This window comes from Rhodococcus sp. FH8 (genome assembly GCF_019266085.1).
Lineage (GTDB): Bacteria > Actinomycetota > Actinomycetes > Mycobacteriales > Mycobacteriaceae > Rhodococcus_F > Rhodococcus_F qingshengii.
The window spans coordinates 345,086-369,901 of the sequence record NZ_LPNQ01000065.1; the positions used below are offsets into that span (position 1 = coordinate 345,086).

Here is a 24,816-nt window from a genome sequence, read left to right on the forward strand (position 1 = left end):
TGTGTGTCAGGTCACTGTACGGCCGTCCAACAGGGTCGTGCGGGAACACGCGCGGTGGTAGCGGACAATGGTTCGCGCACGTATGACGATCCATCCGACTGGAGTACCGAGAAGTGAACAGCGACGCCGCGACGCAGGATGGCCTCAAGCGAGGGCTGACAGCGCGCCATATCCGCTTCATCGCCCTCGGATCAGCCATCGGAACCGGACTGTTCTACGGCAGCGCCGAGGCCATCAAACGAGCCGGCCCGTCGGTGCTCCTGGCCTACCTGATCGGCGGTATCGCGGTCTACCTGGTGTTGCGAGCGCTCGGCGAGATGGCGGTCCGTAACCCGGTTTCCGGTTCGTTCAGCGAGTACGCGAACAAGCACCTCGGACCACTCGCCGGTTTCATGACCGGGTGGACGTACACGTTCGAGATGGTGATCGTGTGCCTCGCCGACGTCACCGCCTTCGGCCTGTACATGCAGTTCTGGTTCCCGGACGTACCGAGATGGATCTGGGTTCTGGCTGTCGTCTTCTTCATCGGCGCGATAAACCTGTTGAGCGTCAAGGTGTTCGGCGAACTGGAATTCTGGTTCACGCTCGTGAAGATCACCGCCATCATCGCGATGATCGCCGGCGGCATCGCGATCATCGTGTTCGGATTCGGCGTTCACGACACCGATGCCGGAATCAGCCACCTCTGGTCGGACGGCGGGTTCTTCGCGACGGGCTTCGGCGGATTCGTCGCGTGTTTCGCGATCGTCATGTTCGCGTTCGGTGGCACCGAGATCATCGGTATCACCGCGGGCGAAGCCGAGGATCCGGCGCAGACCATCAGGAAAGCCGTCAACACGGTCCCGGTGCGCATCATTCTCTTCTACATCTGCACCCTCGCCGTCATCATGGCGATCATTCCGTGGCAGACCATCAACTCCGACAACAGCCCGTTCGTCCAGATCTTCGAGAACCTCGGATTGGGAACGGCCGCATCGATCCTCAACATCGTCGTCATCACCGCAGCCCTGTCAGCCATCAACAGCGACGTTTTCGGTGCGGGTCGCATGATGTTCGGAATGTCGCATGCCGGCCAGGCCCCGCAGGTGATGAAGAGAGTCTCCGCCAACGGTGTTCCGTGGATGACCGTTGTCATCATGACCGTTGCCCTGTTGGTGGGAGTAGTGCTCAACTACCTGATCCCGGACCAGGTGTTCCTCGTCATCGCCTCGCTGGCGACCTTCGCCACCATTTTCGTCTGGATCATGATCCTGCTCTCGCAGTTCCGTTCCCGCGCTCAGATGAGTGCAGACGAAACAGCGGCACTGAAGTTTCCAGTGCCGCTGTGGCCGTACGGTCAGATCTTCGCGATCGTGTTCCTGGCTTTTGTCATCGTGTTGCTCGGCGTCATCGCCGATACCCGAGTTGCGCTGCTCGTCGGCGCCGGATGGCTGGTTCTGCTGACGGGCGCGTACTACAAGTGGGTGAAACCGGCTGTCAGCGCAGCGGATCGAAGTGACTCATGACGGTCGGCGTCTGAGCACCGGTCATCGAGTCGGCCACCATCTTTCCCGTCAACGGACCCAGAGCGATTCCCCACATCCCGTGGCCACCGGCGACGTGCACGCGCGGCGAGCGCGTGGCTCCGATCAACGGCAAGCCGTCGGTAGTGCACGGTCGTGATCCCACCCATTCCTCTTCCCGCGCAGTCCAGTCGATGCCGCTGAGCATCGGCTTGGCCGCATCGATGATCGCCTGCACGCGGCGCGGATCCAGCGGCGCGTCAGGGCTGCGGAATTCCATCATTCCGGCCACTCGGAAGCGATCGTGCAACGGAGTGCATGCGACGCGCTGGGTGGGGAAATACACAGGGTTCTTGGGGAGGTGCTCGGGCTTGACGCTGAAGCTGTATCCGCGTCCGGCCTGCACCAGTTTGCGCACACCGAACGGTGCTGCGAGCTTGTTCAAGCGGGCACCGCTCGAGATGACTACGGAGTCACCGTCGCGTGAATCACCGTGTGCACTGCGAACAGTGACTCCGCCGACCCGATCGTCGATCTGCGTGACGTCGAAACCGCTGACGATTTCTCCACCGCGTTCACGAACCGCGTTCGCCAACGAGTTCACGAACAACGGGGGATCGATGAAACGCTGATTGCGCAGGCGCAAACCGGCTTTCACACCCTGGCCGAGTGAAGGCTCGAGCGAATGAATCGCGTCGTAGTCGAGGAGGTCGAAGTCGACCTCGCCGCCCGCGGCCTCGACGTGATGGAACTCGTCCACCAAAGTCTGTCGGTCCTTCTCGGATGCAAACGCGGCGAGGAAAGGATCGGCCAGGCGGGTCAGCTCTTTGACGCCACCGTCGGCGAGTTCGTCATACGCGCCCAAGGCTGTTCGGTTGACCTCGGTGTAGACCGACATCGCTTCCTGCCACTTCGACGGCGTGCAGTGGCGCGCGAACCCGACCAGGAACCGAATCAGCTTCAGATCGGTGGTCAGTGGCACGTACACCGGGGACGACGGGCTGAGCATCGCGCGCAAGCCGTATTGGAGCACTGCGGGTTCGGGCAGCGGAAGCGTCAATGCGGGGGCAAGCCAACCGGCGTTGCCCCAGCTCGCGTCGGCTGCGACCCCGTCGCGATCGACGACGGTGACCTCGACTCCACGTTCCTGCAAGAACCAGGCCGTCGACAATCCGACAACGCCCGCACCGACCACGACCACACGATCGGGGCTCTGACGAGTTCCCATGACGCACTCCTTCTACAGACTCTGCTCGAACCGAGACGCCGGTCACATCCGGCTCTTCTCTCAAGCATGAATCGCAGGGGTGGCAAAAGGACTGGCCGTTCGGCCACAGCTTCGGGGAATGCGTTGTGCGAGTGCACAGCCCTCGCTTGGGAAGCGAATCACAGTGAGTCGATTCGTGAATGCACTGGAACTTTTGAATTAATACTAAAGTATTAACCATCTCTGGAATGAGCTGCGTTGTTAATACTTTAGTATTAATGTTTCGCTGAATGTTAGTTCCTTGGTATTAGTCGCGTGCAAATCCTCGATGTAAGTGGGGTCGCCGTTTCAAGTTGTCGAGAGATTTCTTTCAAAAATTGTTACAGGTTCTAGTAATTGAGGTATGGTGACGGTCATCACATAAGCGGCAAATCGTGAATGGCTTTCAATCGTCGATCAGCTGTTCCAACTTACCGCTCGGTGTGAGCATCCAGTGGAATTGGTGCTACCAAACCAGCTGATTGGAGGTGGTTTCTCACGGTCGGACGTCATCTTTTTCGGAATCGAGACATGATTCCCGGGTGATGTCGTATCGCTAATCTCCGTTGTCAAGATTTCGGTCGTGCATCGGTAGTGAACAAATCCTATCGTGCTGCGCACGGCCTCAAAGACTTCCCCTTCGCCGCGAAACTTCCGGTGATGCGGAGGCTGTCAATGCAGTAGTTCAACTTTGCTCGAACTGCGTTTTGGCAGGAAGTGCTATCAACGCTATAAACCGATCCCGAAAGGGAATGAGGAGTAGAAGATATGCATGTTTCAACGGCAAAACGTACGGTGGCCGCTCTAGCAGTAGTAACTGCTTCGGCGGGCATGGTATTCGCAGCAGTTGCACCGGCGTCGGCAACTGCAGGTACGACGGTGACGAGCTATAACCAGGCGTGCCGCGCTGTAAGTGTTGGGCAGACCGTGGATCAGGTAGTTCCAACCTCGGTCACGGCTAACCACGTCACTGTGAATGCCACGCCCGGGGTAAATTCATACACCCTTCAGCCCGGTTCAGCGACGACACCCAGCAGTTCTGGCGTCTCGGGTGTCACATTCCTCGGCATTGATGACGTCAGGCTTGTCTACCGCTATGACCCAGCGACGTTCGTCGCAGGATCGGCCGCACTGGTGGCCGGTTCCGGTTCGGGCTACACAGGCACGGTCACTCTCACCGATACCGGATCGCAACTGATCGTGGACGGTGCGGATGTCGGCGTAGGCGTGACATACCAGCTTCCGAAGATTAGTTTCCAAACTCGGAACAGTGCGTTGGACGTGAAGTTCGACACTCAGGGCACCGCGGCCCAGATGTATAACTTCTCGGCGAATTACTTCCGTTTCACATCGAAGGCGTCAGTGCCTATCTTCGGGACAGTCAGTGCGCCGACCTCATGCATTCCCGCCAATGCGGTGGGTGCGACCGGTAGTTACCCGGCACTGAATTCGGGTGCGGGCGTTCTGCATCCATAGTCAATCCGGACCCCGGTGATTAGCAGCGCTGCCTGACACCCCACTCAGGCAGCGCTGTTTTGCGTAGTCTTGTGCGTGAGTGCCAGAAGTGTGTGCCGGGAGGCGCTTCCAGACCATGTGGATGCGAGTTACGTGCAGAATTACCCGCTCGACAAGAATCCCGACCTACCGCAGTGGTAGGCCGGGATCGTAATGTCTTGGTGAATAAGGGATCAGGATGCGATGACGGTCGAGTTGCTCTCGAGCTCACGCGTCTTTGCGGCTTCCTTCAGTTCCTCGAAACTCGCGCGAAGCAACTCCAGGTAGTGGCCTAGATCTGGCATCGTTGCGGCGTCTGCAATAACGTTGAGCGTTAGGTTGCCGCCACTCGCAGCTACCATGAAGTGCCGCAGCCCGTCACCGTCGACCGGTGCTTGATTAGCGAGTACGGCAGTGCCAGTTGCCCCGTTCAGGGTCAGTCCGTTGACCGAGAGCGGAATGTTACTCACCATCGTGTGCTGATACCGCGGCCCATCCGGGCTGTAGTCGTCATGGTGACGTGAATATGCCATCAACCGCGCTATCGGAGCGGGTAGGGTCTCCAACACTGTGCTCATCCGCCGGACCGCTGTGTGGGACGTACGGGCCTTCTCCGAGCGTGCAGACTCTGCGATGAGAGCGAGTCTCTTCAGCGGATCCGTGATCGTGGTGTGCATGTTCACGGACAGATTCACCAATTGGTTTGCGGACTCCCACTCCTCTTGCTTGCGCATGGACCGCGGAACCATCGCGAACAGAGAACCTCGAGGCGCTTCGCTCTTCTCGGTAAGGTATCGCGCCATCGCGCAACCGACCACAGCCAGAAGGACGTCGTTGACAGTCGCTCCGGGGACTGCGTTCTTCACATGCCGAACCTCGTTGCCTGCGAGGATGATCGGCTCCACCAATGCCGACCCGCTTACCTTGCAGTTGAAGCGGGTGCTAGTACTTTCGTAGATGCACTCGTCCCATTCTCCAGCACTCTTCGCCTCGACTACCGCACGGGCAGCAGCCCGATTGCCCGGAATGCTCTTGGCGAACTGGATAAGTTGGCCGGGGAAACTCAGCGCTGATCGCGTGAAGAGACGTCCCCGTAGGAACCGTATTGCAGGTGCTGATTTCCTCGGCCGTTGCGCATCCGAAAATATGGCTTCACCCAGCATTCGGATCGCGATTCCGTCGGCCGCGCTGTGATGAGACTTGAGCACAACCGCCGTCAGCCTGCCGGGTAGAGCGTCAAGCCCCTCGATCCCCGTGAAAAAGTGCAGTTCCCACGGTGGGCGGCTGAGATCCATTCTCGAGGTCAGCAGGGCGCTGAGCATTTCTTGAAATGGTGCCCAACCCGGCTCGGAAATCGCGTTGACCCGCACGTGGTCGCCCACATCCAGGTTGGGGTCTGGAACCCAGTACGGATGGCCGAGTCCCAGTGGCGTGTGCTGGATTCGGTGGGTGAACATGCGATTGTGTCCGAGCCTGGCGGTGACCCAATCGACGGCTTGCGCCTGCGTGAATTCTGCGGCTGGGTGCTGAGATGTTTCGAAGAAGTACACGCCGACCAGATGCTTCAGGTGGCCGGCGGACTCGTTGTAGACGAAGTCCGCGTCTCGCGGATTCACCTGTGTGACAGCCGCATCCAGCAGGTTGGGCAGTCTCATGTCGAACTCCTCACGTGGCGGGTGCCGGATCAAAGTGTCCGTGCCCCGGAACTCTCGTGGCCCGGAACTCTCGTGCCTGGAAAACTCTCGTGCTTGGAACGCGAAATGACCCCCGAGGCGAATTGGAGCCTCGGGGATCATCGAAGTTCAGAGTAGAGAAGTTGCACCAGAGAATTTACTTCTGCAGAATGGTACTTCCCAGGCCGGTCAACTCTATGGTCCCAGTAGCCCAGGCGATCAAACTGGTGATATATCTTTGCAGCATTGTAAATCACCTTTCCTTAGAGCGGCGTCGGCGTGTACGCGGACAGGGTGTTGAGATACTTCGCGAACGTACCTACTAGGTCGATTGAGCCAAATCCCACCAGATCCGACAGATAGCTCATTGAAAGATCGAACATTATTGTCTCCTCTCCCGACTACGGGGCAACGGTCGAGCCGAGGGCGGTCTGAATGCTTCCACCAATACCTGCAGAACCGCTAGCCATTAGGTTGATGGCTGCGGAGATAGACTTGAAGATGCCGTCGACTATTGCCTGCACATAAACGAACGGGGGAAGCAATGATTGCGAATCAATGCTCGTGACTGCGTCGATGATACTTGCTGTATCCACTATGCTAACGCTCCTTGCGGTAGATTTTTATCACGGTAGGAAATTCTGTTGAAGTCAGCCGAGTGGGGGTTGCCAGTCGAAGTCGACTGACGCCATGGAGCCTCTGTATACGAGCAATGAAATGATCTGCAAAATTATCGGTTCCTTGAGGTAAGGCACCATCGATCCTAGATCCATCGTTTACTCCTGTCGTTGGGTGATGTTCTGAAATGGATCAGGGTTGCGATGAGCCGGTCTCGATTAATCCGGCTAGCGAGCCGGTGGCGCCCTCGATGCCGGGCACTAGGGATCCGCTCCATACATTGTCCAGTAATCCGGTGAACAACGCAGCCGTTGCTTGAAGGAACATTGCGATCATATGAAGTTCCATCCTTTCGATAGATCTGGAAGACTTTTTGTACATCGGCGCATGCTTGTTGCATTCCACAAAGAGCAGGTTCGACTAGTGCACGGACCCTTGCGATCGTTCTGCTAAGAGATCCGTGTGGCGTTCGGGGTCTTATGTGGCGTGACGAGAATGAGGTTAGCTCGAGCAAGTCCACTTTGACTAGGAATTTGTAGAACCAAACTGAAACGTGTTTCATTTATGCTGGTCAGGCAACCAAAATGGCCTATTTGGGCCGTGAGAGGAAGATCTTGCGGAACGCTAACCAGATTGCAAGATTGATGATTGCCGAATTGCTGGGTTTTGGGAATCGTGGCCGGTAATTATGACTTTTGGCGGACTGGTCGTTAATACTTTTGGGTGATATTTTGTCGAATACCTCCCAAAGTGGAGCGGCACGGGAGATGCTCCGATACCTTCTTCGCCGGCTCAGGAACTTCGTAGTTTGAACTGAAGCATCAGGATCAGTCGAGTGTCCGCGTCGCTCAGGTCAACCCCGCACATCTCCTTGCAGCGGCGTAATCGATTGCGGAGAGTGTTGGGGTGAACATGCAATGCTGCGGAAGAACTCGCGACATCACCGCCCTTGTCGAGGAAGGTGTGGGCCGTTGCGACGAGTTCGCTTCCATGTCGACGGTCGTACCCTTCCAGGGCGTGCATAGGTGTGGCGGTGCTCAGTCCGTCGAAGATGTCGGCAACATGTAAGGCCAGTACCGACGCCAAGGTGTCGTTCATACCCGCGACAATCCCGCCGGACCGGTTGTGTCGCAGCGCGCCCAGAACATGGTCGGCGTCGGCGCGTGACAAATGGCATTCGCTGGCTGATTTCACGGTGCGGCCCACCGCAACGGCAAGTTGTGCTCGTGTGCGGGCGCGGCTGAGGAAGTCCTCCAACAGTCGGCGGGCGTTCGCTTCGTCAGCGGCGACAACAAGGTACGTCGAGTCGATCAACTGTGCGATCACGGCGTCGACGGCCAGAGTGTCCAGGTACAAGCTCAAGGAGGCGACCAACCCCGCCGGCAGTGGTCCCGCGACGGTTCCGACGGCGACGACGGTGAGCGGGCCTGCCAACCGCAAGTCGTCTGCGGCGCGGAATGCGGGTTCGCCACCGCCGATCAATGCTTGGACGCGCTGGGATTGGCGACGGCGTGTGCTGTCGACCCGGTCACGCTCCGAGGCGATTCTCCCGGCCACGACAGATACCGCGGAACGAAGTATCGATTCCTGTGTGGGCGTCGGTGATCCGGCCAGTGCGACCCAGATCGAGCCGACGGGGTGATCGTTCTCGCGAACTGCGATAACCAGTCGCGGCGTGATCGAGGGGTCTTCGAGGTCGACGTAGATGGGATCGCTCTCTCGGTGAAGCCGATCGAATACTCCTGCATCGGAGAGTAATTGGCGGAATCGGCTGGGTACCTGCCGACCGAGGATCGTGCCGATGCGAGCTTCGTCCACGGCCTGCTCGCCGCCGGAGTACGCGAGAACCGTCGAGTTCTCGTCCTCGATCGTGACGGGAGCGCCGAGCAATTCGGCCAGAGAACCGGCGACGGAGAAGAGGTCGTCGTCGCGCAGGTCCATGGGTGGGAGCCTACTGAGCGATCGACGGATTTCGGGTTTCGACGCCTCGGCAGGACCTCGATGGCGAATATAGGCTGGTGCAATGGCCGACATCGAAGGTGTTCTGTTCGATATCGACGGAGTCCTGCTCACGTCCTGGCAGCCGATCGAGGGAGCAGGGGAAGCAGTACGCGAAGTTCGGCGGCGCGGATTGGCCTGTGGGTTTCTGACCAACACCACCTCGCGCAGTTCGACACTCATCGCGCAGGGGTTGTGCGACGCCGGTATCGAGGTGGAGGCGAGCCAGATAGTTACTGCCGCCAGGCTCACGGGGGAGTACGTGCGGGCGACGTACCCGGACGCGAGGGCGTGGGTACTCAATCACGGTGACGTGTCCGCCGATCTCGAGGGAATCGAATTCGACGACGCCGATCCCGAGGTCGTGATTCTCGGCGGCGCCGGCCCGGAGTTCACCCACGAGGCGCTGAGCAGAGTGCTCGAACTACTGCTCGCCGGAGTGCCCGTCGTCGCGATGCACCGCGGGATGATGTGGGAGACGTCAGGTGGCCTTCGAATCGACACCGGAACGTACTTGCCCGGCTTCGAGGAAGTGGCGGGTGTAAATATCGCCGCGGTGGGTAAACCGTCTCTCACGGGGTTCCTTACAGCCACGGAGTTGATGCATGTCGAACCTGAGGCGACGGTGATGGTCGGCGACGATCTGATCGGGGACGTCCTCTCCTCACAGCGGGTCGGCCTGACCGGAGTTCTGGTGCGCACAGGCAAGTTTCGGCAAACAGTGCTCGACCTCTCGGTTCAGAAGCCCGACCACGTCATCGATTCGGTCGCGGATCTTCCGGCCCTTCTCGGGGTCGTCCTCGAGGCTTGACCAGGCGGGGGTGACGGACTTCACTCGAGCGGGTACTCTCGCGCCCGAATCCAATGAACTTGTTCCACGAAGGAGTTTCTATGCCCTTGATCTCGTCAGTCTGGTTCCGCCGCTCATCCTCTCGAGTCAGCGGAATTTCCAGTAGTCGGTTGGGGGGCCGCCTGGCGAGAACAGGGGCTGTGATGACTGTAGGTATGGGGCTCGCCGCCGGGCTGGCGCTGACCGGTGCGGGAGCTGCTTCGGCAGCCCCCGTCACGTGTGTCTCGCCGCCGTCGGCCAATGACATCCAGGTCTCCGAGACCGCGAGCTGCGGCGCGCAGTCCGTCGGAGCCGGCCGTTCGCAGGCCGGTGCCGCCGAGAGCGGTACCGCTGTGAGCGTCGCCGCCGACAACGGCTACTCAAATTCATATGCCAACGGCTTCGGAACCGCGCTGGGGGCTTCTCGCGGTAACGGTCAGGCGCAGGCATTTGCACTCGGCGGCGGTATCGCGCGGGCCGGGGCGGCTGACGGAAATGTCACCTTCGCCATCGCTGGTTACGGAGCGGGCGCTACAGCCGATGCCAATGGCGTCGACTGCGTCGGAGTGCTCTCGTTTGCGGTCAATTTGAGTAACGGACAGTTCTGCATCGCGGGCTGAGGCTCAACCTTGCACTCGGCACGCTCGAGTGCTAAAAATGCAGTTGGCACTCGCGAACCGTGAGTGCCAGGTCGAGGCAGTGAGACCGGGAACCATAGACACCCCCGGTCGTCCGTCGCGGGCACTGACTAGACCACAGGCGTAGATGGGTGACCAGGCAAATCGGTCGCCCGTGTAATGAGGTGACCGGTCAAACGGTCGCCTTGTGCCGATGAGGTGACCCGACGAGCGGTCACCTTGTGTGTCACCCCCTATCCGGAGGATCACTTCGCAATGGCAAAGATCATCGCGTTCGACGAAGAGGCACGTCGTGGCCTCGAGCGAGGCCTCAACGCCCTCGCCGACGCTGTCAAGGTGACGTTGGGCCCCAAGGGTCGCAACGTCGTTCTCGAAAAGAAGTGGGGCGCCCCCACGATCACCAACGATGGTGTTTCCATCGCCAAGGAGATCGAACTCGACGACCCGTACGAGAAGATCGGCGCCGAGCTCGTCAAGGAGGTCGCCAAGAAGACTGACGACGTCGCTGGCGACGGCACCACCACCGCTACCGTTCTCGCACAGGCTCTGGTCCGTGAAGGTCTGCGCAACGTCGCAGCCGGCGCGAACCCGCTCGGCCTCAAGCGCGGCATCGAGAAGGCTGTCGAGGCTGTCACAGCTCGCCTGCTCGAGACCGCCAAGGAGATCGACACCAAGGAGCAGATCGCTGCTACCGCCGGTATTTCCGCCGGCGACCCGTCCATCGGTGAGCTCATCGCCGAGGCTATGGACAAGGTCGGCAAGGAAGGCGTCATCACGGTCGAGGAGTCCAACACCTTCGGCCTGCAGCTCGAGCTCACCGAGGGCATGCGCTTCGACAAGGGCTACATCTCGGCGTACTTCGCCACCGATGCAGAGCGTCAGGAAGCCGTCCTCGAAGACGCGTACATCCTGCTCGTCAGCTCCAAGATCTCCACGGTCAAGGATCTGCTGCCCCTGCTGGAGAAGGTCATCCAGTCCGGCAAGCCGCTCCTGATCATCGCCGAGGACGTCGAGGGCGAAGCTCTCTCCACCCTCGTGGTCAACAAGATCCGTGGCACCTTCAAGTCTGTTGCCGTCAAGGCTCCCGGCTTCGGTGACCGTCGTAAGGCTCAGCTCGCCGACATCGCCATCCTCACCGGTGGCGAGGTCATCAGCGAAGAGGTCGGACTCTCCTTGGAGACCGCAGGCCTCGAGCTCCTCGGCCAGGCACGCAAGGTCGTCATCACCAAGGACGAGACCACCATCGTCGAGGGTGCCGGCGACGCCGACGCAATCGCCGGTCGTGTCAGCCAGATCCGCGCCGAGATCGAGAACAGCGACTCGGATTACGACCGTGAGAAGCTGCAGGAACGTCTGGCCAAGCTGGCCGGCGGCGTTGCAGTCATCAAGGCCGGCGCTGCTACCGAGGTCGAGCTCAAGGAGCGCAAGCACCGCATCGAAGATGCAGTGCGTAACGCAAAGGCAGCCGTCGAAGAGGGCATCGTCGCCGGTGGTGGCGTTGCACTTCTCCAGGCAGCTCCCGCACTGGACGACCTCAAGCTCGAAGGTGACGAGGCAACCGGCGCGAACATCGTTCGCGTTGCACTGTCCGCTCCGCTCAAGCAGATCGCATTCAACGCAGGCCTCGAGCCCGGCGTTGTTGCGGACAAGGTCTCCAACCTGCCCGCAGGTCACGGCCTCAACGCTGCGACCAACGAGTACGGCGACCTGCTCGCTGCAGGCATCAACGACCCGGTCAAGGTCACCCGCTCGGCACTGCAGAACGCAGCGTCCATCGCGGCTCTGTTCCTGACGACCGAAGCCGTTGTCGCTGACAAGCCCGAGAAGGCCGGAGCGCCTGCAGGCGATCCGACCGGCGGCATGGGCGGCATGGACTTCTGAGTCCATCTCCACCTAGCTCCTAGAGCCCGGCCCACCATTCGGTGGGCCGGGCTTTTGCTCGTGCGGGGGAGGCAAGTTTCCATGACTTGGCAGCGGCAGCCGCGATGCAGATTGCGGATTCACCTAACCAAGAGGTTGCCTCCTGATCGCTCGGAATCACAGGCACCTTTTCCGATTGCTGGATCCGGTGATACCCAACGATTCCGAGCAGAACCCAGAGGATCGGCATGTCAGCTCGCTACAATTCGGACATTCGTTCAGCGTCGGAATTGAGGGGCATGCATGATCTTTCGGAACTCGTTGCCAGCCGCGGTATCTCAGATGGGGCCGCGAGACGCGGAGTTCGTCTACAACGAGTCCGGCGGACATCTGAGCCACATGGTCTGCGCCTACTTCTTCGACACGACGGGCCATCCGCTCGCAGAGATGACGCACGACGACGCGGTTCGGTGGATCACCGAAAGATTCGGATACTGGCCACTGTTCACGAGTCGACTCCAGCGAGTTCCGCTGGATCTGGACTATCCCTATTGGGTCCCGGCCGATTTCGACGTCGATGATCACGTGCACGTCCATCGTGCCCCGGTTGCCGGGTGGGCGCCGATTCGTGAATTGCTCGGGCGCTCGCTCGGTGAGCCGATGGACTTGTCCCGGCCGCCCTGGGAGTTGCACGTCATGACCGGAGTGCACGGGATCGACGAGCTACCGGGCAATCTGACGCTGATCATGCTCAAGACCCACCACGGGGCCGGTGACGGTCTGGCGATCCGCGATCTGACCAACCTTCTGTTCTCCGGTCCGCCGAAGCCGGAGACGAAGCGTGCCGGTTCGGGGCTTTCGTCGCTGGATTTGATCGGGCGCACGGTCGTGGGTTTGCCCGGCCAGGCGATCCGTTTCGGCCGGGGTCTGTCCGTGACAAAGGTTGCGGCCGAGACGGTTCGGGAGGCGGAAGAGGCCGGAGAGCTGCCTACGTACTCGGCCGACCGCCTGCCGACCCGATTCAACGGCATGCTGGGCGGAGACATCACGATCGATTTCCTGACGCTGGACGGCGCAGACATCAAAGCGATCCGAGCGGCCATTTCGGACGTGACGGTCAACGACATCTTCCTGACCGTCGTCGCCGGCGCTCTCGACGCATACCTGTCGGAGAAGGGCGAGAAATCAGGCAGTGGGTTGGCGGCGATGGTTCCCCGATCGATGCGGCAGATCGCCGAATGGGAATCGGCCAACCAACTGGCGCTGTTGACGGTCGATCTGCACACGGACGTCGAAGATCCGGTCGAGCGGCTGACACGAATCAGGGATTCGGCGCTGATGGCAAAGGGGCGGAGTTTGCACCCAGCCGTCCGTCGATACGGCACACGCATCGAAACGTCGCCCGCGGCTCTGCTCAGACTCACCGGTCTCTCGCGTCGGATCAACAAGCTTGACCCTTCGCACAAGGTCATTCAGAACACGACGATCAGCAATGTCCCGGTATCGGTCGACGGCAATGTCTTCGAAGGTGCGCCGGCGGTGGCAGTTCTCGGCGGGCAGGCGCCGGTCGACGGAGACATTCTGCGCCACTTCCTCATTGCTGCGCGTGGAGGTTCTCTGACGCTCAATGTCATCGTCTCGCGAGAGACGATGCCGGATATCGAGCACTACATCGAATTATTGCGGGTGGGGTTCACGACGCTTCTGCAGGCAGTTTCCGACCAAAATCGTGAGTTGGTCGAACGATAATCTCTCGGCACCCCCGGCTTTACGCCGCCTGTCATTCCCTGAGTTTTCGGATTGGCGTCATTTCCTCGTCCCAAGCGAACCACTGAACATCTTGGTTGGGCAGCGTCAGTGGCCTGGCCGTCAAGGGTCTCGAGGCCCTCGCTGCGCTCAGCGGTGGAGAGTTGAAGGCCGCCAAGTGGATTGTTGATTTCGGGGCCTGCTCGTGTTGGCGCGTAGGCCCCGAAATACCTTTTGTCGGCGCGTAATTCTCGCCATGTGAATTGCCGGAATTCTCACCCTAATGGCATGAGCATCCAGGCGGCGAGATATACCAATGCCGCGGTTCCACCCGTGCAAATAGCGGCGATAACGGCGAGTAGACGGACAAGATTGACGTCGGCGCCGAAGTAATCTGCAATTCCGCCGCACACTCCGGCGAACATTTTCTTGTCGTTGGAACGGGTGAAGGGGCGAGGTGTGTTGCTTTCGAATGTCATGCTTCAATTCTGAAGCGAGATCGCATCAGGCACCATCGGGGACGACCCCCATCTGCACCCTGATCTTTTGAGCCCGTCGTGTCATACCCCGGTAGTTCATCCCAGCTTCACCGAACGGTTGCTGCGGGAGACTAACTTGTCGGCGGTGACCGATTTAGCAGAACGCCGACCGTTCCTCAGCGCCTTCGCGGACCTCTCGACCGCCGTCGATCTGGCCGACACCGCCGCCTTCACCGTCGACGACAATGACGACGACGATCCGGTGCTGCTGACGTCGCCGGACGGTTTCGAGGTCGACACCTGGCGGGAGGGATACCCGTACGACGCACGGATGCCTCGGGACGAGTACGAAATGTCCAAGCGTCTGCTGCAGATCGAACTCCTCAAGCTGCAGAACTGGTCGAAGGAAACCGGCGCACGGCACGCCATCGTGTTCGAAGGACGCGACGCTGCCGGCAAGGGCGGAACGATCAAACGATTCATGGAGCACCTCAATCCTCGCGGCGCTCGCGTCGTGGCGCTGGAGAAGCCGTCGGCCCGCGAGTCGACGCAGTGGTACTTCCAGCGCTATGTGCAGCACCTTCCGGCTGCCGGGGAACTGGTGATGTTCGATCGGTCTTGGTACAACCGGGCCGGGGTCGAGCGGGTCATGGGCTTCTGCACCGACGAGGAGCACGAGCGTTTTCTGCGCCAGGTGCCGTTGTTCGAGCAGATGCTCGTCGACGACGGCATCAGCTTGATCAAGTTCTGGTTCTCGGTTTCACCGCTGGAGCAGCGCACGCGGTTCGCGATCCGACAGGTCGATCCCGTTCGGCAGTGGAAGCTTTCGCCGATGGACATCGCTTCTCTGGACAAGTGGGATGCGTACACGGCGGCGAAGGAAGAGATGATTCGGTTCACCGATACCGACACCGCTCCGTGGACCGTCATCAAGAGCAATGACAAGAAACGCGCGCGGATAAACGCGATGCGTCACGTGCTCAGTCAGTTCGATTACGACAACAAGGATTACGAGATCGTGGGTACTCCGGATCCGCTGATCGTGGGAAGCCTCGAATAGTCGGCGCGTGGGCTCTGCCCATCCGCGGCGTGGGTGGTTAGTGTGAGTTGAATGGAGACCGTACCGATCCAACTCCCCGACGGCACCGTGACCCCGATCCGTCTGTTTCCCGGACCGAACGACGACGCACCCGTGGTGGTGATGTTGCCAGGGCTCGGAGTTCCCGCCGGGTTCTACGATCCGGTGGCGCAGGCCCTGGTCGAAGCCGGCTTCAATGCGGCCATCGGTGAACTGCGCGGCCAAGGTGACAGCAAACCGCGCCCGAGCGCGTCGAGTGCTTTCGGATATCAGGAACTGGTCTCGATCGATTGTCCGGCGACGTTCGAGGTGGTGCGCGAGCGGTTTCCGGCCAGCACACCATTTCTGATGGGGCACAGCATGGGCGGCCAGATCGGGGTCATGTACGCGTCGAGGATTCGGGGCCGGCTCGGCGGACTGATCCTGGTTGCCTCCGGATCGCCGTATCACCGCGGATTCCCCGGAATCCGTGCGCCCGGACTCTATCTGGGTTCGTCCGCGATGTCGGTGACAGCCAACATTGCCGGCTTCTGGCCGGGAGACCGGGTCAACGTCGGCGGCTTCGGTCGACAGTCGAAAGTACTGATCACCGATTGGGCACGGTTCGCCAGGACCGGTCGCATGGAACCCATCGGTGCGGATATCGACTACGAGGAGCGGATCGCTCGCCTGACCTTGCCGGTTCTGTCGATCACGATCGAAGGGGACGATCTCGCTCCACGCCGGTCGGCAAAGAACCTGGTGGACAAGCTCTCCGGGGCCCAAGTGACGATGACGCACATCGACGAACCACTCGGTCACAACGGTTGGATACGCAATCCCACCGCTGTGAGCGAGCGCGTCGTCGCGTGGTTGCGCGACCGCTGAAAGATCAGGCGAGCTTCTGCCAGAGGAACTCGTAGGTCAGCGCGGTCTTGAATGCCAGCTGAGCATTGTCCGCGGCGCCGCCGTGGCCACCCTCGATGTTCTCGAAATACAGCACCTGCTTGCCCAGCTCTTCCAGCCGTGCGGCCATCTTGCGGGCATGCGCGGGGTGGACGCGGTCGTCGCGGGTGGATGTCGCGATCAGGATCGGTGGGTACGACGCGGCGGCGTCGATGTTCTGATACGGCGAATACTCCGAGATGAATGCCCACTCCTCCGGGACATCGGGGTCACCGTATTCGGCCATCCAGGACGCGCCGGCCAGCAGGAGATGGAATCGACGCATGTCCAGCAGCGGGACCTGGCAGACGATGGCGCCGAAGAGTTCGGGGTACTTGGTCAGCATGATGCCCATCAGCAGGCCGCCGTTGCTTCCGCCCTGAGCTGCCAGAAGATCCGGGGTCGTGATTCCGCGATCGACGAGGTCTCTCGCGACGGCAGCAAAGTCTTCGTGCACCTTGTGGCGCCCAGCCTTGAGAACCTGTGTGTGCCAACCGGGTCCGTACTCGCCGCCACCACGAATGTTCGCAACCACATAGGTTCCGCCCTGCGTCAACCAGGCACGGCCCAGAGAACCGCTGTACGACGGCGTCAGCGAGATCTCGAATCCGCCGTACCCGTAGAGCAGGGTGGGGCCGGGCTCGCTACGCGGATTGCGGACCACGAAATAGGGGATGAGGGTGCCGTCGGCGGAGGTGGCGAAGAACTGCTCCGTGGTGATGTCCTCGGCGTCGAAGAACGCGGGAGCCTGCTTGAGGGCAGTGGGTTCGGTTTCGCCGATCACGCCGTGCAAAAGAGTTGCAGGGGAGGTGTATCCACTCGAATTGACGAAGTACTCGTTGCTGACATCAGGGTCGGTGTCGAGAATTTCGATACTGGTCAGTTCTGGAAGCCCTTCGAAAGGTCGATCCTCCCAGCCGTTTTCGCCCGGCGTCAGGATTCGCAGCGTCGTGCGCACGTCGGTCAGGACCACCAGAATCAGATGATCGCGTGTCCAGGTGTAGTGCTCGAGCGAGGAATGTGCGTCGGGTTCGAAGATCGATGTCAGTGCTCGTGAGCCGGCAAGGAAATCGTCGTAACGGATGGCAAGCAGTGCGCCGGTCGGATATTCGGTGTCCTCGACGGCCCACACGGACTTGGTGCGGATCAACAACCACTCGTGGTGAATCGAGATCCCGGCGTCCTCGGGGACGTCCACGAGCACCAGTTCACCGTCGGGGCGAACTTCGAAATGCTGAGAGTTGTAGAAATCGACCGAGCGAGTGACGAAGTCCCGTTCGAACCCGGGCGTCGGATCGTGCGAAGCCGAGATGGCCACGTCCGTGGCCTGGCCCTCGTAGACGGTCTCGGCGCTGGAGAGGGGAGTGCCGCGCTTCCACCGCTGGGCCAGACGGGGATATCCGGAATCGGTGAGCGACCCCGGTCCGATATCCGTTCCGACGTAGACGGTATCGATGTCGATCCAGTCGATGTCGGTCTTGGCCTCGGGAAGGTAGAAGCCGGGATTCTCGCCCTCGGGAGCGAGGAACTCGCGCTTGTCGATGTCGAACTCGCGAACGACCGCCGCGTCTGCCCCGCCGCGGGAGAGGCTGATCAATGCACGGTTGCGGTGTGGCCGTAGAAGTTGCGTGCCCTTCCAGACCCAGTTCTCGCCCTCGGCCTCGGCCAGGGCGTCGAGGTCGACCAGGACGTCCCATTCCGGGTCGTCGGTGACGTACTGATCGAACGTCGTGCGTCGCCACAATCCGCGAACGTGGGTGCTGTCGCGCCAGAAGTTGTAGAGGAACTCACCTCGACGGCGGACGTAGGGGATTCGCGCGTCGGTATCGAGGATCTCGCGCACGTCGCTCTGTAGTCGATCGAAGCGCTCGTTGTCGGTGAGCTGCTCCTCGGTCACGGCATTGTGCTGACGGACCCAATCGAGTGCAGACTCACCGGTCACGTCTTCGAGCCAGAGGTAGGGGTCGTCGCCGGTGGTGGGCTGCTGATCGGAAGTCATACGTCCATTCTTACTGCTCGCTCCCGACAGCACTCGACCCCGCTCCCGAAACACTGGAGCGGGGTCGAGTGAGAACGAATCGGGTCAGACGCCCAGGGAGTGAGCGAGCATCGGCCAGGAGTTGTGGAGATCGTCCTGCCAGTAGCCCCACGAGTGGGTGCCGGTCGGCTTGAAGTCGAAGGTGGCCGGGATCTTCAGATCGCTCAGGCGGTAGGCGAGGTTGTGGGTGCAGTAGTTGACCGCTGCCTCGATGACGCCGCCGACGATCGCCTGGTTGGCGAGCGCACCGACCTGACCGTTGATCGCGGGATTGGCGAGAGTGTCGTGTGGGCCGGGGAGTCCGGAGCCGGTGGAGACGTAGAGTTCGGTGCCGCGGAGCTTCTCGGCGTTGAGGACCGGATCGTTGTCCTTCCAGCCCTGACCGTCGAGCGGGCCCCACATGTTGGTGATGTCAGCTCCGCCGCGGGTACCTGTGACAAGTTCGATCGCACTCTGACCGACGGGGGTGCTGGTCTCAGCGCATCCGCTGTACGCCCCGACGCCCTTGTAGAGGCCGGGAGCCGCGATGGCGAGGTTGAGGACCGAGGTCGCGGTCATGGAGATCGCGGAGATCGACTGGACCTTGTTGGTGTTGAACTCGGCGTCGATGACGGGCGGGAGTTCCTTGGTGAGGAACGTCTGCCACTTCTGGCGACCGAGAACCGGATCGTCGTTCACCCAGTCGGTGTAATAGCTGAACGCGCCTTCGAGTGGAGTGACGACGTTGACGTTCTTGTCCTGGAAGAAGTTCATGACGTCGGTCTTGCGTTGCCAGGTCGCCGAGTCTTCGCCGCCGCCTGCACCGTTGAGCAGGTAGAGCGTCGGGCGGGGTTCGCTGCCATCTGCGGGGAGGATGACCTCGAGCGGGATGTTGCGATCCATCGCCGGGGAGAAGACCGAGATGGTGACCTTGCGGTCGCCGGTCTTGGTGTTGCTCACGACGTGCGATCCGGACGTGTCACCGCCCGCAGAAGCTGTCGCCGGACTGATCAGCATCGGCAGCACCGTGGCCACTGCGAGAGCTGCGATCACACTGCCACGCTTGAAAATTCGAGCACGCATACGTTCGGATCCTCCACCTGAATGTCTTCGGATCCGGAACGGATCGAAGTGCCTGTGAGCCCTTACTGGAACAGGTTCACTTTTTGTTATGTGTCAGTAAAGCAGAGCGGGCGCAGAAAGTGACGCGATTCGATTGCCTGACAATTGAATTGGCCCCGGAATTAACCCCCGAACTAACCCCCGAATCGGCCCAGACAAGCACTCGACCCCGCTCCCGGAAGTGCAGGGAGCGGGGTCGAGTCGGAACGATTTCGGTCAGATGCCCATCGAACGAGCGAGCATCGGCCAGGAGTTGTGGAGATCGTCTTCCCAGTAGCCCCACGAGTGGGTGCCGGTCGGCTTGAAGTCGAAGGTGGCCGGGATCTTGAGATCGTTGAGGCGGTAGGCGAGGTTGTGGGTGCAGTAGTTGACTGCTGCCTCGATGACGCCGCCGACGATCACCTGGTTGGCGAGTGTGCCGACCTGTCCGTTGATCGCCTCGTTGTTCAGGGTGTCGTGCGGGCCGGGGAGTCCGGAGCCGGTGGAGATGAAGAGCTCGGTGCCGCGGAGCTTCTCGGCGTTGACGACGGGGTCGTTGTCGATCCAGCCCTGGCCGTCGAGGGGGCCCCACATGTTGGTCACGTCAGCGTCGCCGCGCATGCCCACAACCAGTTCGATGGAGGACTGGCCGACCGGTGTGCTGGTCTCGGCGCATCCGCTGTATGCACCGACGCCCTTGTAGAGGCCCGGAGCTGCGATGGCGAGGTTGAGGACCGAGGTCGCGGTCATCGAGATCGCGGAGATCGACTGGACGCCGTTGGTGTTGAACTCGGCGTCGATGACGGGCGGGAGTTCCTGGGTCAGGAACGTCTGCCACTTCTGACGGCCGAGGGACGGGTCGTCGTTCACCCAGTCGGTGTAGTAGCTGAATGCACCTTCGAGCGGGGTGACGACGTTGACGTTCTTGTCAGCGAAGAACTCGTTGACGTCGGTCTGGCGCTGCCACGTCGCCCGGTCTTCGCCGCCGCCTGCACCGTTGAGCAGGTAGAGGGTCGGGCGGGGTTCGCTGCCGTCTGCCGGGAGGATGACCTCGAGCGGAATATCGCGTTCCATGGAAGGGGAGTACACCTTGATGGTGGCGATGCGCCCGTTGTCCGTGCGGCTCGAGAGCTTGGAACCCGTTGTGTTTGCCTTGGCAACAGTTGCCGTGGTGGTCGACGGATCTCCGCCTGCGGACGACACTGCAGGGCTGATCAGCATCGGCAGCACGGATACTGCGGCTACAGCGGCGACCAGACGGCCACGCTTGAAAGTGCGAGCACGCATACGTTCAGAAACCTCCACCTAAAATTCCTTCGAATCCGCCCAGGAGTGAACGGTCCTTTGTTGCTGTTCCCGTACGGGAATTCATGCTGGGTACATGCTCTGTCGATAGGTACAGGGCGTGTGAGTCTTGTAAGTTCTACCGCATCGGTGCGTTATCCGCCAGTGAACCAGAGATTTGCTGAACGTACGACCAGTTTCAGGTGAATTTCCCTGATCATCGACGGGATTAGTGAGTGAACCGGACATATCCACTATGGGAACAACATTGTTGCCTACCTCTGCAGTCGAACGCGTCTGTCGAAGATCTTCTCCGATATCAGCGCCCAGCGGGGAGTTACGTTTCGGTGAACGTCGGTTACTCGCCGCAGACTCGCGCGGACTCGACGGCAATCGCCAAGAGTTTCGCGTGGCAGGCGCGGGTCGAGTTCCCGGAGATCACCCCTGTCTTCAGCGTCGACGGCGTCGTGGAGATTCAGGAGTCCGGCGGAATCGCCCTGGCCTTCGACCTGGAAGACTCGAATCCGCTGGAGGGAGACCTGGCCAACGTCTCGTACTTCTGCGACCTCGGAGTCCGCTCGATGTTGCCGACGTACAACTACATGAATGCTGCCGGCTGCGGCTGCTTGGACCTGGCGGACACGGGGTTGAGTGGATACGGCCGTGACCTGGTTGCCGAGATGAATCGCGTCGGAATGACGGTCGACGGCTCACATTGTTCGGTACAGACGGGGTTGGACATCTCAGCTATCACCCAGCGAGCAATGATCTACAGCCACTCGAATCTCCGAAGGTTGTGGGAGCATCCGCGCAACATCACCGACGATCAGGCCAGGGCGTGTGCGGAGACCGGCGGCGTCATCGGGATCAACGGCGTCGGCATATTCCTCGGCGTCAACGGACCGGATGACGACCAGGCTCGGCTGTCCGCGATGGCCGACCACATCGAAGAGGCTGTGGGACTCGTCGGCATCGATCATGTCGGGATCGGCTCCGACTTCTCCTTCGACGCCGACGACTTCCGCGAAGAGATCGAGCAGAACCCGTCGTCGTTCTCCGAGGCGTACACCGCGTGGGGGCCACTGCAGTGGACTCCTCCGGAGGACGTGCTGACACTTGATCAGGTATTGCGTGCCCGGGGATTCGACGAGCCGTCGATCGAGGCCGTGTACGGCGGAAATTTCGCCCGAGTTGCCCGAGAAGTGTGGGCTACCGACGGGTAATGCGACCATCTGGGGACAGCGAAACGATGCAGGACTACCCTGGTGAATCGTGACCTCACACTATGACGTCGTTGTCCTCGGAGCCGGCCCCGGTGGGTACGTCGCTGCTATCCGCGCGGCACAACTGGGCCTGAGCACCGCCATCATCGAGCAGAAGTACTGGGGCGGTGTATGCCTGAATGTCGGCTGCATTCCGTCCAAGGCGCTTCTCCGTAACGCCGAACTCGCGCACATCTTCACGAAAGAAGCGAAGACGTTCGGCATGTCCGGAGACGTGTCCTTCGATTTCGGCTCCGCTTTCGATCGCAGCCGCAAGGTCGCGGACGGGCGAGTCAAGGGCATTCACTTCTTGATGAAGAAGAACAAGATCCCGGAGTACGACGGCAAGGGCACGTTCGTCGACGCCAACACCATCAGCGTGGAGCTGAGCAAGGGTGGCACCGAGACGATCACGTTCGACAACGCGATCATCGCGACCGGTTCGTACACCAAGCTGCTGCCCGGCACCTCGCTGAGCGAGAACGTCGTGACCTACGAAGAGCAGATCCTCACCCGTGACCTTCCGGGTTCGATCCTGATCGTCGGTGCCGGCGCGATCGGCATGGAGTTCGGTTACGTCCTCAAGAACTACGGCGTCGACGTCACGATCGTCGAGTTCCTCGATCGGGCACTGCCCAACGAGGACGCCGACGTCTCGAAGGAAATCGCCAAGCAGTACAAGAAGCTCGGCGTCACCATCAAGACCGGTGCCGCTGTGCAGTCCATCAGCGACGACGGCAGCAAGGTCACCGTCTCGATCAAGGACAACAAGTCCGGCGAGATCGAGACCGTGGTCGTCGACAAGGTTCTGCAGTCCGTCGGCTTCGCACCGCGCGTGGAGGGCTTCGGTCTCGAGAACACCGGGGTCGCGTTGACCGATCGCGGCGCCATCGCGATCGACGACTACATGCGCACCAACGTCCCGCACATCTTCGCCATCGGTGACGTCACCGCCAAGCTGCAGCTCGCGCACGTCGCAGAAGCTCAGGCTGTCGTTGCTGCCGAGACCATCGGCGGCGCGGAGACGCAGACACTCGGTGACTACCGGATGATGCCGCGTGCGACGTTCTGTCAGCCGCAGGTCGCCTCGTTCGGTTTGACCGAGGAGCAGGCCAAGGCCGAGGGCTACGACGTCAAGGTCGCGAACTTCCCGTTCGCTGCCAACGGCAAGGCACACGGTCTCGGTGACCCGACCGGTTTCGTCAAGCTGATCGCCGACAAGAAGTACGGCGAACTGCTCGGCGGGCACCTCATCGGACCGGACGTTTCGGAACTGCTGCCTGAGCTGACCTTGGCCCAGAAGTGGGACCTCACGGTCAACGAGTTGGCACGCAACGTCCACACCCACCCCACACTCAGTGAGGCACTGCAGGAAGCGATCCACGGCCTCGCCGGCCACATGATCAACTTCTGACGGCAGGGCCTTCGGCCCCGTGCGCCTTTTCGGTAGTTCGCACTACCGGAAAGGCACACGGGGTTTTTCGTCTTTTGTGTCGAGTTGTGTTGCGAAACCGCCATCTGAGGCCTTCGAGTCGGGGTGTAGGCGCGCAACGCATTAGCGTCCCGAGTCGACCATTCGGCTTTCGAAGGACCACTCATGAAAACTCGTTCCGTACTGCTCGCGGCTTGCGTCGCGCTGACGCTCTCCGCCTGTGGAACCTCAGGTGACTCCGGATCGGACACCGAAGCTTCGGGTGCCGCCGAGGCGGGGGCGTTCCCCGTGACCGTCGACCACGCCTACGGTTCGACGGCGATCGACGCGGAGCCTATGCGCATCGTGACCATCGGATGGAGTGGCCAGGATGCGGTGATCGCACTGAACAAGGTTCCGGTCGCCATGGAGAGCTTCTCCGGCGACGGCATCGAGAACAACATCCTGCCCTGGGACGCTTCGCGTCTGAACGGTGCCAAGCCCGTTCTCATGACGACCAATCCCGATATCCCGTTCGAGCAGATCCTCGGGCTCGATCCCGACGTGATCCTCGCCGTCTACTCCGGCATCGACGAGGGCGAGTACAAGCGCCTCAGTGACATCGCGCCGACCGTCGCGTTCCCCGACCAGCCGTGGGATACGGCGTGGGACAAGCAGATGAGCATGATCGGTGCAGCGCTCGGACAGCCGGAGCAGGCTCAGACGCTGATCGACGAGACCGGGGCGTACTTCGAGAAGCAAGCCGCTGATCACCCACAGTTCCAGGGCAAAACCGCAACGTATGCAATGCGCACCGACGAGGGCCTGATCGTCTTCTGCGGCACCGACCCGCGGATCCGTCTTCTCGGCCAGCTCGGGGTGAAGACCTCGCCCGGTGTCGACGCAGTGTGCACTTCCGGCGACAGTTCGGTGTCCGTGGGCATGGAATCCATCGACACACTCGACGCCGACGTCTTCATTCTCGTCGACGCCGACGGCACCAACCTGGACAAGCTGATGTCCTTCGGTCCGTTCGCGAACATGACCTCGGTGTCGAACGGCCGTCTGGTTCGTCTGGTCGGAATGGACTACGCGATGGCTACGTCCGCTCCGACGGTGCTGAGCGTTCCCTACGCATTCGACGAGTTCATCGCTCAGCTCTCGGACAAGTTGAGCTGATTCCGGGCGTCGTACGACGCTTGTGACGCAACGATTTTCGGCACCTGCGATTCGAGTAGTTCGATCAGGGCCGTGATCTTTGCGGCGACGTCGGCGCCGAGTTCGGTCAGGCTGTATTCCACTTTGGGCGGGATGGTTTCGAGTACCTCACGGTGCACGAGGCCATCCCGCTCGAGTGTTTGCAGGGTCTGCGAGAGCATGCGCTCGCTGACTCCGTCGACGCGTCGGCGCAGGGCACTGAACCGGTACGGACCCTCGTTCAGTGCTGCCAGTGCGAGTGCGCCCCAGCGTCCGGTTGCATTCTGCAATGCCGCCCGAGAGTTGCACCCGCGAGCGAAGACGTCAGCCTCGAGGGTTGGGTCCGCGACGTCGGCATTCGGATCAGGAGTCTGGGCAGCACGTGAAGGTGAGTCGGTGCTGGTCATGAACCCAGGCTACTACTGCACGATCCCATAGCGCTAACTTGACGTGTTGCAC

At 61.0% G+C, this 24,816-nt stretch carries 19 protein-coding genes; 11 read left to right on the plus strand and 8 right to left on the minus strand.

All coding sequences use genetic code 11. From position 1 onward, the window contains the following. Positions 1-113 precede the first annotated feature (113 nt). On the plus strand, positions 114-1,505 hold the full coding sequence (locus ATN38_RS15990) for an amino acid permease (RefSeq protein ID WP_021333985.1): 1,392 nt from the start codon (positions 114-116) through the stop codon (positions 1,503-1,505). Here ATN38_RS15990 and ATN38_RS15995 read toward each other — a convergent pair. After that, positions 1,477-2,730, minus strand: a complete 1,254-nt coding sequence (locus ATN38_RS15995; RefSeq protein WP_218748240.1) for an FAD-binding oxidoreductase — start codon at positions 2,728-2,730, stop codon at positions 1,477-1,479. The two genes, ATN38_RS15990 and ATN38_RS15995, sit on opposite strands and share 29 nt — an antisense overlap. Before the next feature lie 990 nt (positions 2,731-3,720). Between ATN38_RS15995 and ATN38_RS16000 the strand changes: the two genes are divergently transcribed. After that, positions 3,721-4,224: a hypothetical protein gene (locus ATN38_RS16000; RefSeq protein ID WP_042450431.1), complete on the plus strand. Its 504-nt coding sequence runs from the start codon at positions 3,721-3,723 to the stop codon at positions 4,222-4,224. Positions 4,225-4,436: 212 nt separating this feature from the next. Here the strand turns inward: ATN38_RS16000 and ATN38_RS16005 are convergent, their stop codons facing one another. Both ATN38_RS16005 and ATN38_RS16010 read right to left on the minus strand, forming a co-directional pair. After that, complete coding sequence (locus ATN38_RS16005; protein WP_064443291.1) at positions 4,437-5,897, minus strand: wax ester/triacylglycerol synthase domain-containing protein; 1,461 nt, start codon at positions 5,895-5,897, stop codon at positions 4,437-4,439. Between the two features lie 1,428 nt (positions 5,898-7,325). Further along, positions 7,326-8,474 (minus strand): CdaR family transcriptional regulator, encoded by a 1,149-nt coding sequence (locus ATN38_RS16010; protein ID WP_064443504.1) that lies wholly within the window; start codon positions 8,472-8,474, stop codon positions 7,326-7,328. Between the two features lie 82 nt (positions 8,475-8,556). Here ATN38_RS16010 and ATN38_RS16015 point away from each other — a divergent pair, with 82 nt between their 5' ends. The 4 genes from ATN38_RS16015 to ATN38_RS16030 all read left to right on the plus strand — a co-directional run bounded on the left by ATN38_RS16015 (position 8,557) and on the right by ATN38_RS16030 (position 13,607). Further along, positions 8,557-9,342 (plus strand): HAD-IIA family hydrolase, encoded by a 786-nt coding sequence (locus ATN38_RS16015; RefSeq protein ID WP_064443292.1) that lies wholly within the window; start codon positions 8,557-8,559, stop codon positions 9,340-9,342. A gap of 80 nt (positions 9,343-9,422) precedes the next feature. After that, a complete protein-coding gene (locus ATN38_RS16020) occupies positions 9,423-9,980 on the plus strand; it encodes a DUF6764 family protein (protein WP_019744475.1) in 558 nt (185 codons plus the stop codon). A gap of 273 nt (positions 9,981-10,253) precedes the next feature. Next, entirely contained in the window at positions 10,254-11,879 is a 1,626-nt protein-coding gene (gene groL / locus ATN38_RS16025) for a chaperonin GroEL (RefSeq protein WP_003941476.1), read from the plus strand. Between the two features lie 282 nt (positions 11,880-12,161). Further along, positions 12,162-13,607, plus strand: coding sequence for a wax ester/triacylglycerol synthase domain-containing protein (locus ATN38_RS16030; protein ID WP_073512156.1), 1,446 nt, complete (start codon positions 12,162-12,164; stop codon positions 13,605-13,607). A gap of 272 nt (positions 13,608-13,879) precedes the next feature. Here ATN38_RS16030 and ATN38_RS16035 read toward each other — a convergent pair whose 3' ends face one another. Beyond that, on the minus strand, positions 13,880-14,083 hold the full coding sequence (locus ATN38_RS16035; protein WP_003941534.1) for a PspC domain-containing protein: 204 nt from the start codon (positions 14,081-14,083) through the stop codon (positions 13,880-13,882). Between the two features lie 145 nt (positions 14,084-14,228). Between ATN38_RS16035 and ppk2 the strand changes: the two genes are divergently transcribed. Together ppk2 and ATN38_RS16045 are read left to right on the plus strand one after the other, a co-directional pair. Then, on the plus strand, positions 14,229-15,143 hold the full coding sequence (ppk2, locus tag ATN38_RS16040; protein ID WP_024487730.1) for a polyphosphate kinase 2: 915 nt from the start codon (positions 14,229-14,231) through the stop codon (positions 15,141-15,143). Between the two features lie 51 nt (positions 15,144-15,194). After that, positions 15,195-16,028 carry an alpha/beta fold hydrolase gene (locus ATN38_RS16045; RefSeq protein WP_054827775.1) on the plus strand — a complete coding sequence of 278 codons (834 nt, stop codon included), beginning with the start codon at positions 15,195-15,197 and terminating at the stop codon, positions 16,026-16,028. A 4-nt stretch (positions 16,029-16,032) separates the two neighbouring features. Here the strand turns inward: ATN38_RS16045 and ATN38_RS16050 are convergent, their stop codons facing one another. From ATN38_RS16050 to ATN38_RS16060, 3 genes are all read right to left on the minus strand, one after another. Then, on the minus strand, positions 16,033-18,084 hold the full coding sequence (locus tag ATN38_RS16050; protein WP_081557544.1) for a prolyl oligopeptidase family protein: 2,052 nt from the start codon (positions 18,082-18,084) through the stop codon (positions 16,033-16,035). 84 nt (positions 18,085-18,168) lie between these two features. Further along, positions 18,169-19,185 (minus strand): alpha/beta hydrolase family protein, encoded by a 1,017-nt coding sequence (locus ATN38_RS16055; RefSeq protein ID WP_003941485.1) that lies wholly within the window; start codon positions 19,183-19,185, stop codon positions 18,169-18,171. 255 nt (positions 19,186-19,440) lie between these two features. Next, positions 19,441-20,490: an alpha/beta hydrolase family protein gene (locus ATN38_RS16060; protein ID WP_007733735.1), complete on the minus strand. Its 1,050-nt coding sequence runs from the start codon at positions 20,488-20,490 to the stop codon at positions 19,441-19,443. 233 nt (positions 20,491-20,723) lie between these two features. On the opposite strand from ATN38_RS16060, the gene ATN38_RS16065 reads away from it, so the two are divergent. From ATN38_RS16065 to ATN38_RS16075, 3 genes are all read left to right on the plus strand, one after another. Further along, positions 20,724-21,710: a dipeptidase gene (locus ATN38_RS16065; RefSeq protein ID WP_054825596.1), complete on the plus strand. Its 987-nt coding sequence runs from the start codon at positions 20,724-20,726 to the stop codon at positions 21,708-21,710. Between the two features lie 49 nt (positions 21,711-21,759). Then, positions 21,760-23,163: a dihydrolipoyl dehydrogenase gene (lpdA, locus tag ATN38_RS16070; protein WP_003941477.1), complete on the plus strand. Its 1,404-nt coding sequence runs from the start codon at positions 21,760-21,762 to the stop codon at positions 23,161-23,163. A 183-nt stretch (positions 23,164-23,346) separates the two neighbouring features. Further along, positions 23,347-24,339 carry an iron-siderophore ABC transporter substrate-binding protein gene (locus ATN38_RS16075; RefSeq protein WP_054825597.1) on the plus strand — a complete coding sequence of 331 codons (993 nt, stop codon included), beginning with the start codon at positions 23,347-23,349 and terminating at the stop codon, positions 24,337-24,339. Here ATN38_RS16075 and ATN38_RS16080 read toward each other — a convergent pair. Next, positions 24,315-24,764: a helix-turn-helix domain-containing protein gene (locus ATN38_RS16080; protein ID WP_003941475.1), complete on the minus strand. Its 450-nt coding sequence runs from the start codon at positions 24,762-24,764 to the stop codon at positions 24,315-24,317. The two genes, ATN38_RS16075 and ATN38_RS16080, sit on opposite strands and share 25 nt — an antisense overlap. Positions 24,765-24,816 lie beyond the last annotated feature (52 nt).

What these genes read in the sequence shown, in the direction of transcription:
- ATN38_RS15995 (WP_218748240.1), bottom strand. Translation starts at nt 2,730, where the DNA reads ATGGGAACTCGTCAGAGCCCCGATCGTGTGGTCGTGGTCGGTGCGGGC.
- ATN38_RS16005 (WP_064443291.1), bottom strand. Translation starts at nt 5,897, where the DNA reads ATGAGACTGCCCAACCTGCTGGATGCGGCTGTCACACAGGTGAATCCG.
- ATN38_RS16010 (WP_064443504.1), bottom strand. Translation starts at nt 8,474, where the DNA reads ATGGACCTGCGCGACGACGACCTCTTCTCCGTCGCCGGTTCTCTGGCC.
- ATN38_RS16015 (WP_064443292.1), top strand. Translation starts at nt 8,557, where the DNA reads ATGGCCGACATCGAAGGTGTTCTGTTCGATATCGACGGAGTCCTGCTC.
- ATN38_RS16020 (WP_019744475.1), top strand. Translation starts at nt 9,423, where the DNA reads ATGCCCTTGATCTCGTCAGTCTGGTTCCGCCGCTCATCCTCTCGAGTC.
- groL (WP_003941476.1), top strand. Translation starts at nt 10,254, where the DNA reads ATGGCAAAGATCATCGCGTTCGACGAAGAGGCACGTCGTGGCCTCGAG.
- ATN38_RS16030 (WP_073512156.1), top strand. Translation starts at nt 12,162, where the DNA reads ATGATCTTTCGGAACTCGTTGCCAGCCGCGGTATCTCAGATGGGGCCG.
- ATN38_RS16035 (WP_003941534.1), bottom strand. Translation starts at nt 14,083, where the DNA reads ATGACATTCGAAAGCAACACACCTCGCCCCTTCACCCGTTCCAACGAC.
- ATN38_RS16045 (WP_054827775.1), top strand. Translation starts at nt 15,195, where the DNA reads ATGGAGACCGTACCGATCCAACTCCCCGACGGCACCGTGACCCCGATC.
- ATN38_RS16050 (WP_081557544.1), bottom strand. Translation starts at nt 18,084, where the DNA reads ATGACTTCCGATCAGCAGCCCACCACCGGCGACGACCCCTACCTCTGG.
- ATN38_RS16055 (WP_003941485.1), bottom strand. Translation starts at nt 19,185, where the DNA reads ATGCGTGCTCGAATTTTCAAGCGTGGCAGTGTGATCGCAGCTCTCGCA.
- ATN38_RS16060 (WP_007733735.1), bottom strand. Translation starts at nt 20,490, where the DNA reads ATGCGTGCTCGCACTTTCAAGCGTGGCCGTCTGGTCGCCGCTGTAGCC.
- ATN38_RS16075 (WP_054825597.1), top strand. Translation starts at nt 23,347, where the DNA reads ATGAAAACTCGTTCCGTACTGCTCGCGGCTTGCGTCGCGCTGACGCTC.
- ATN38_RS16080 (WP_003941475.1), bottom strand. Translation starts at nt 24,764, where the DNA reads ATGACCAGCACCGACTCACCTTCACGTGCTGCCCAGACTCCTGATCCG.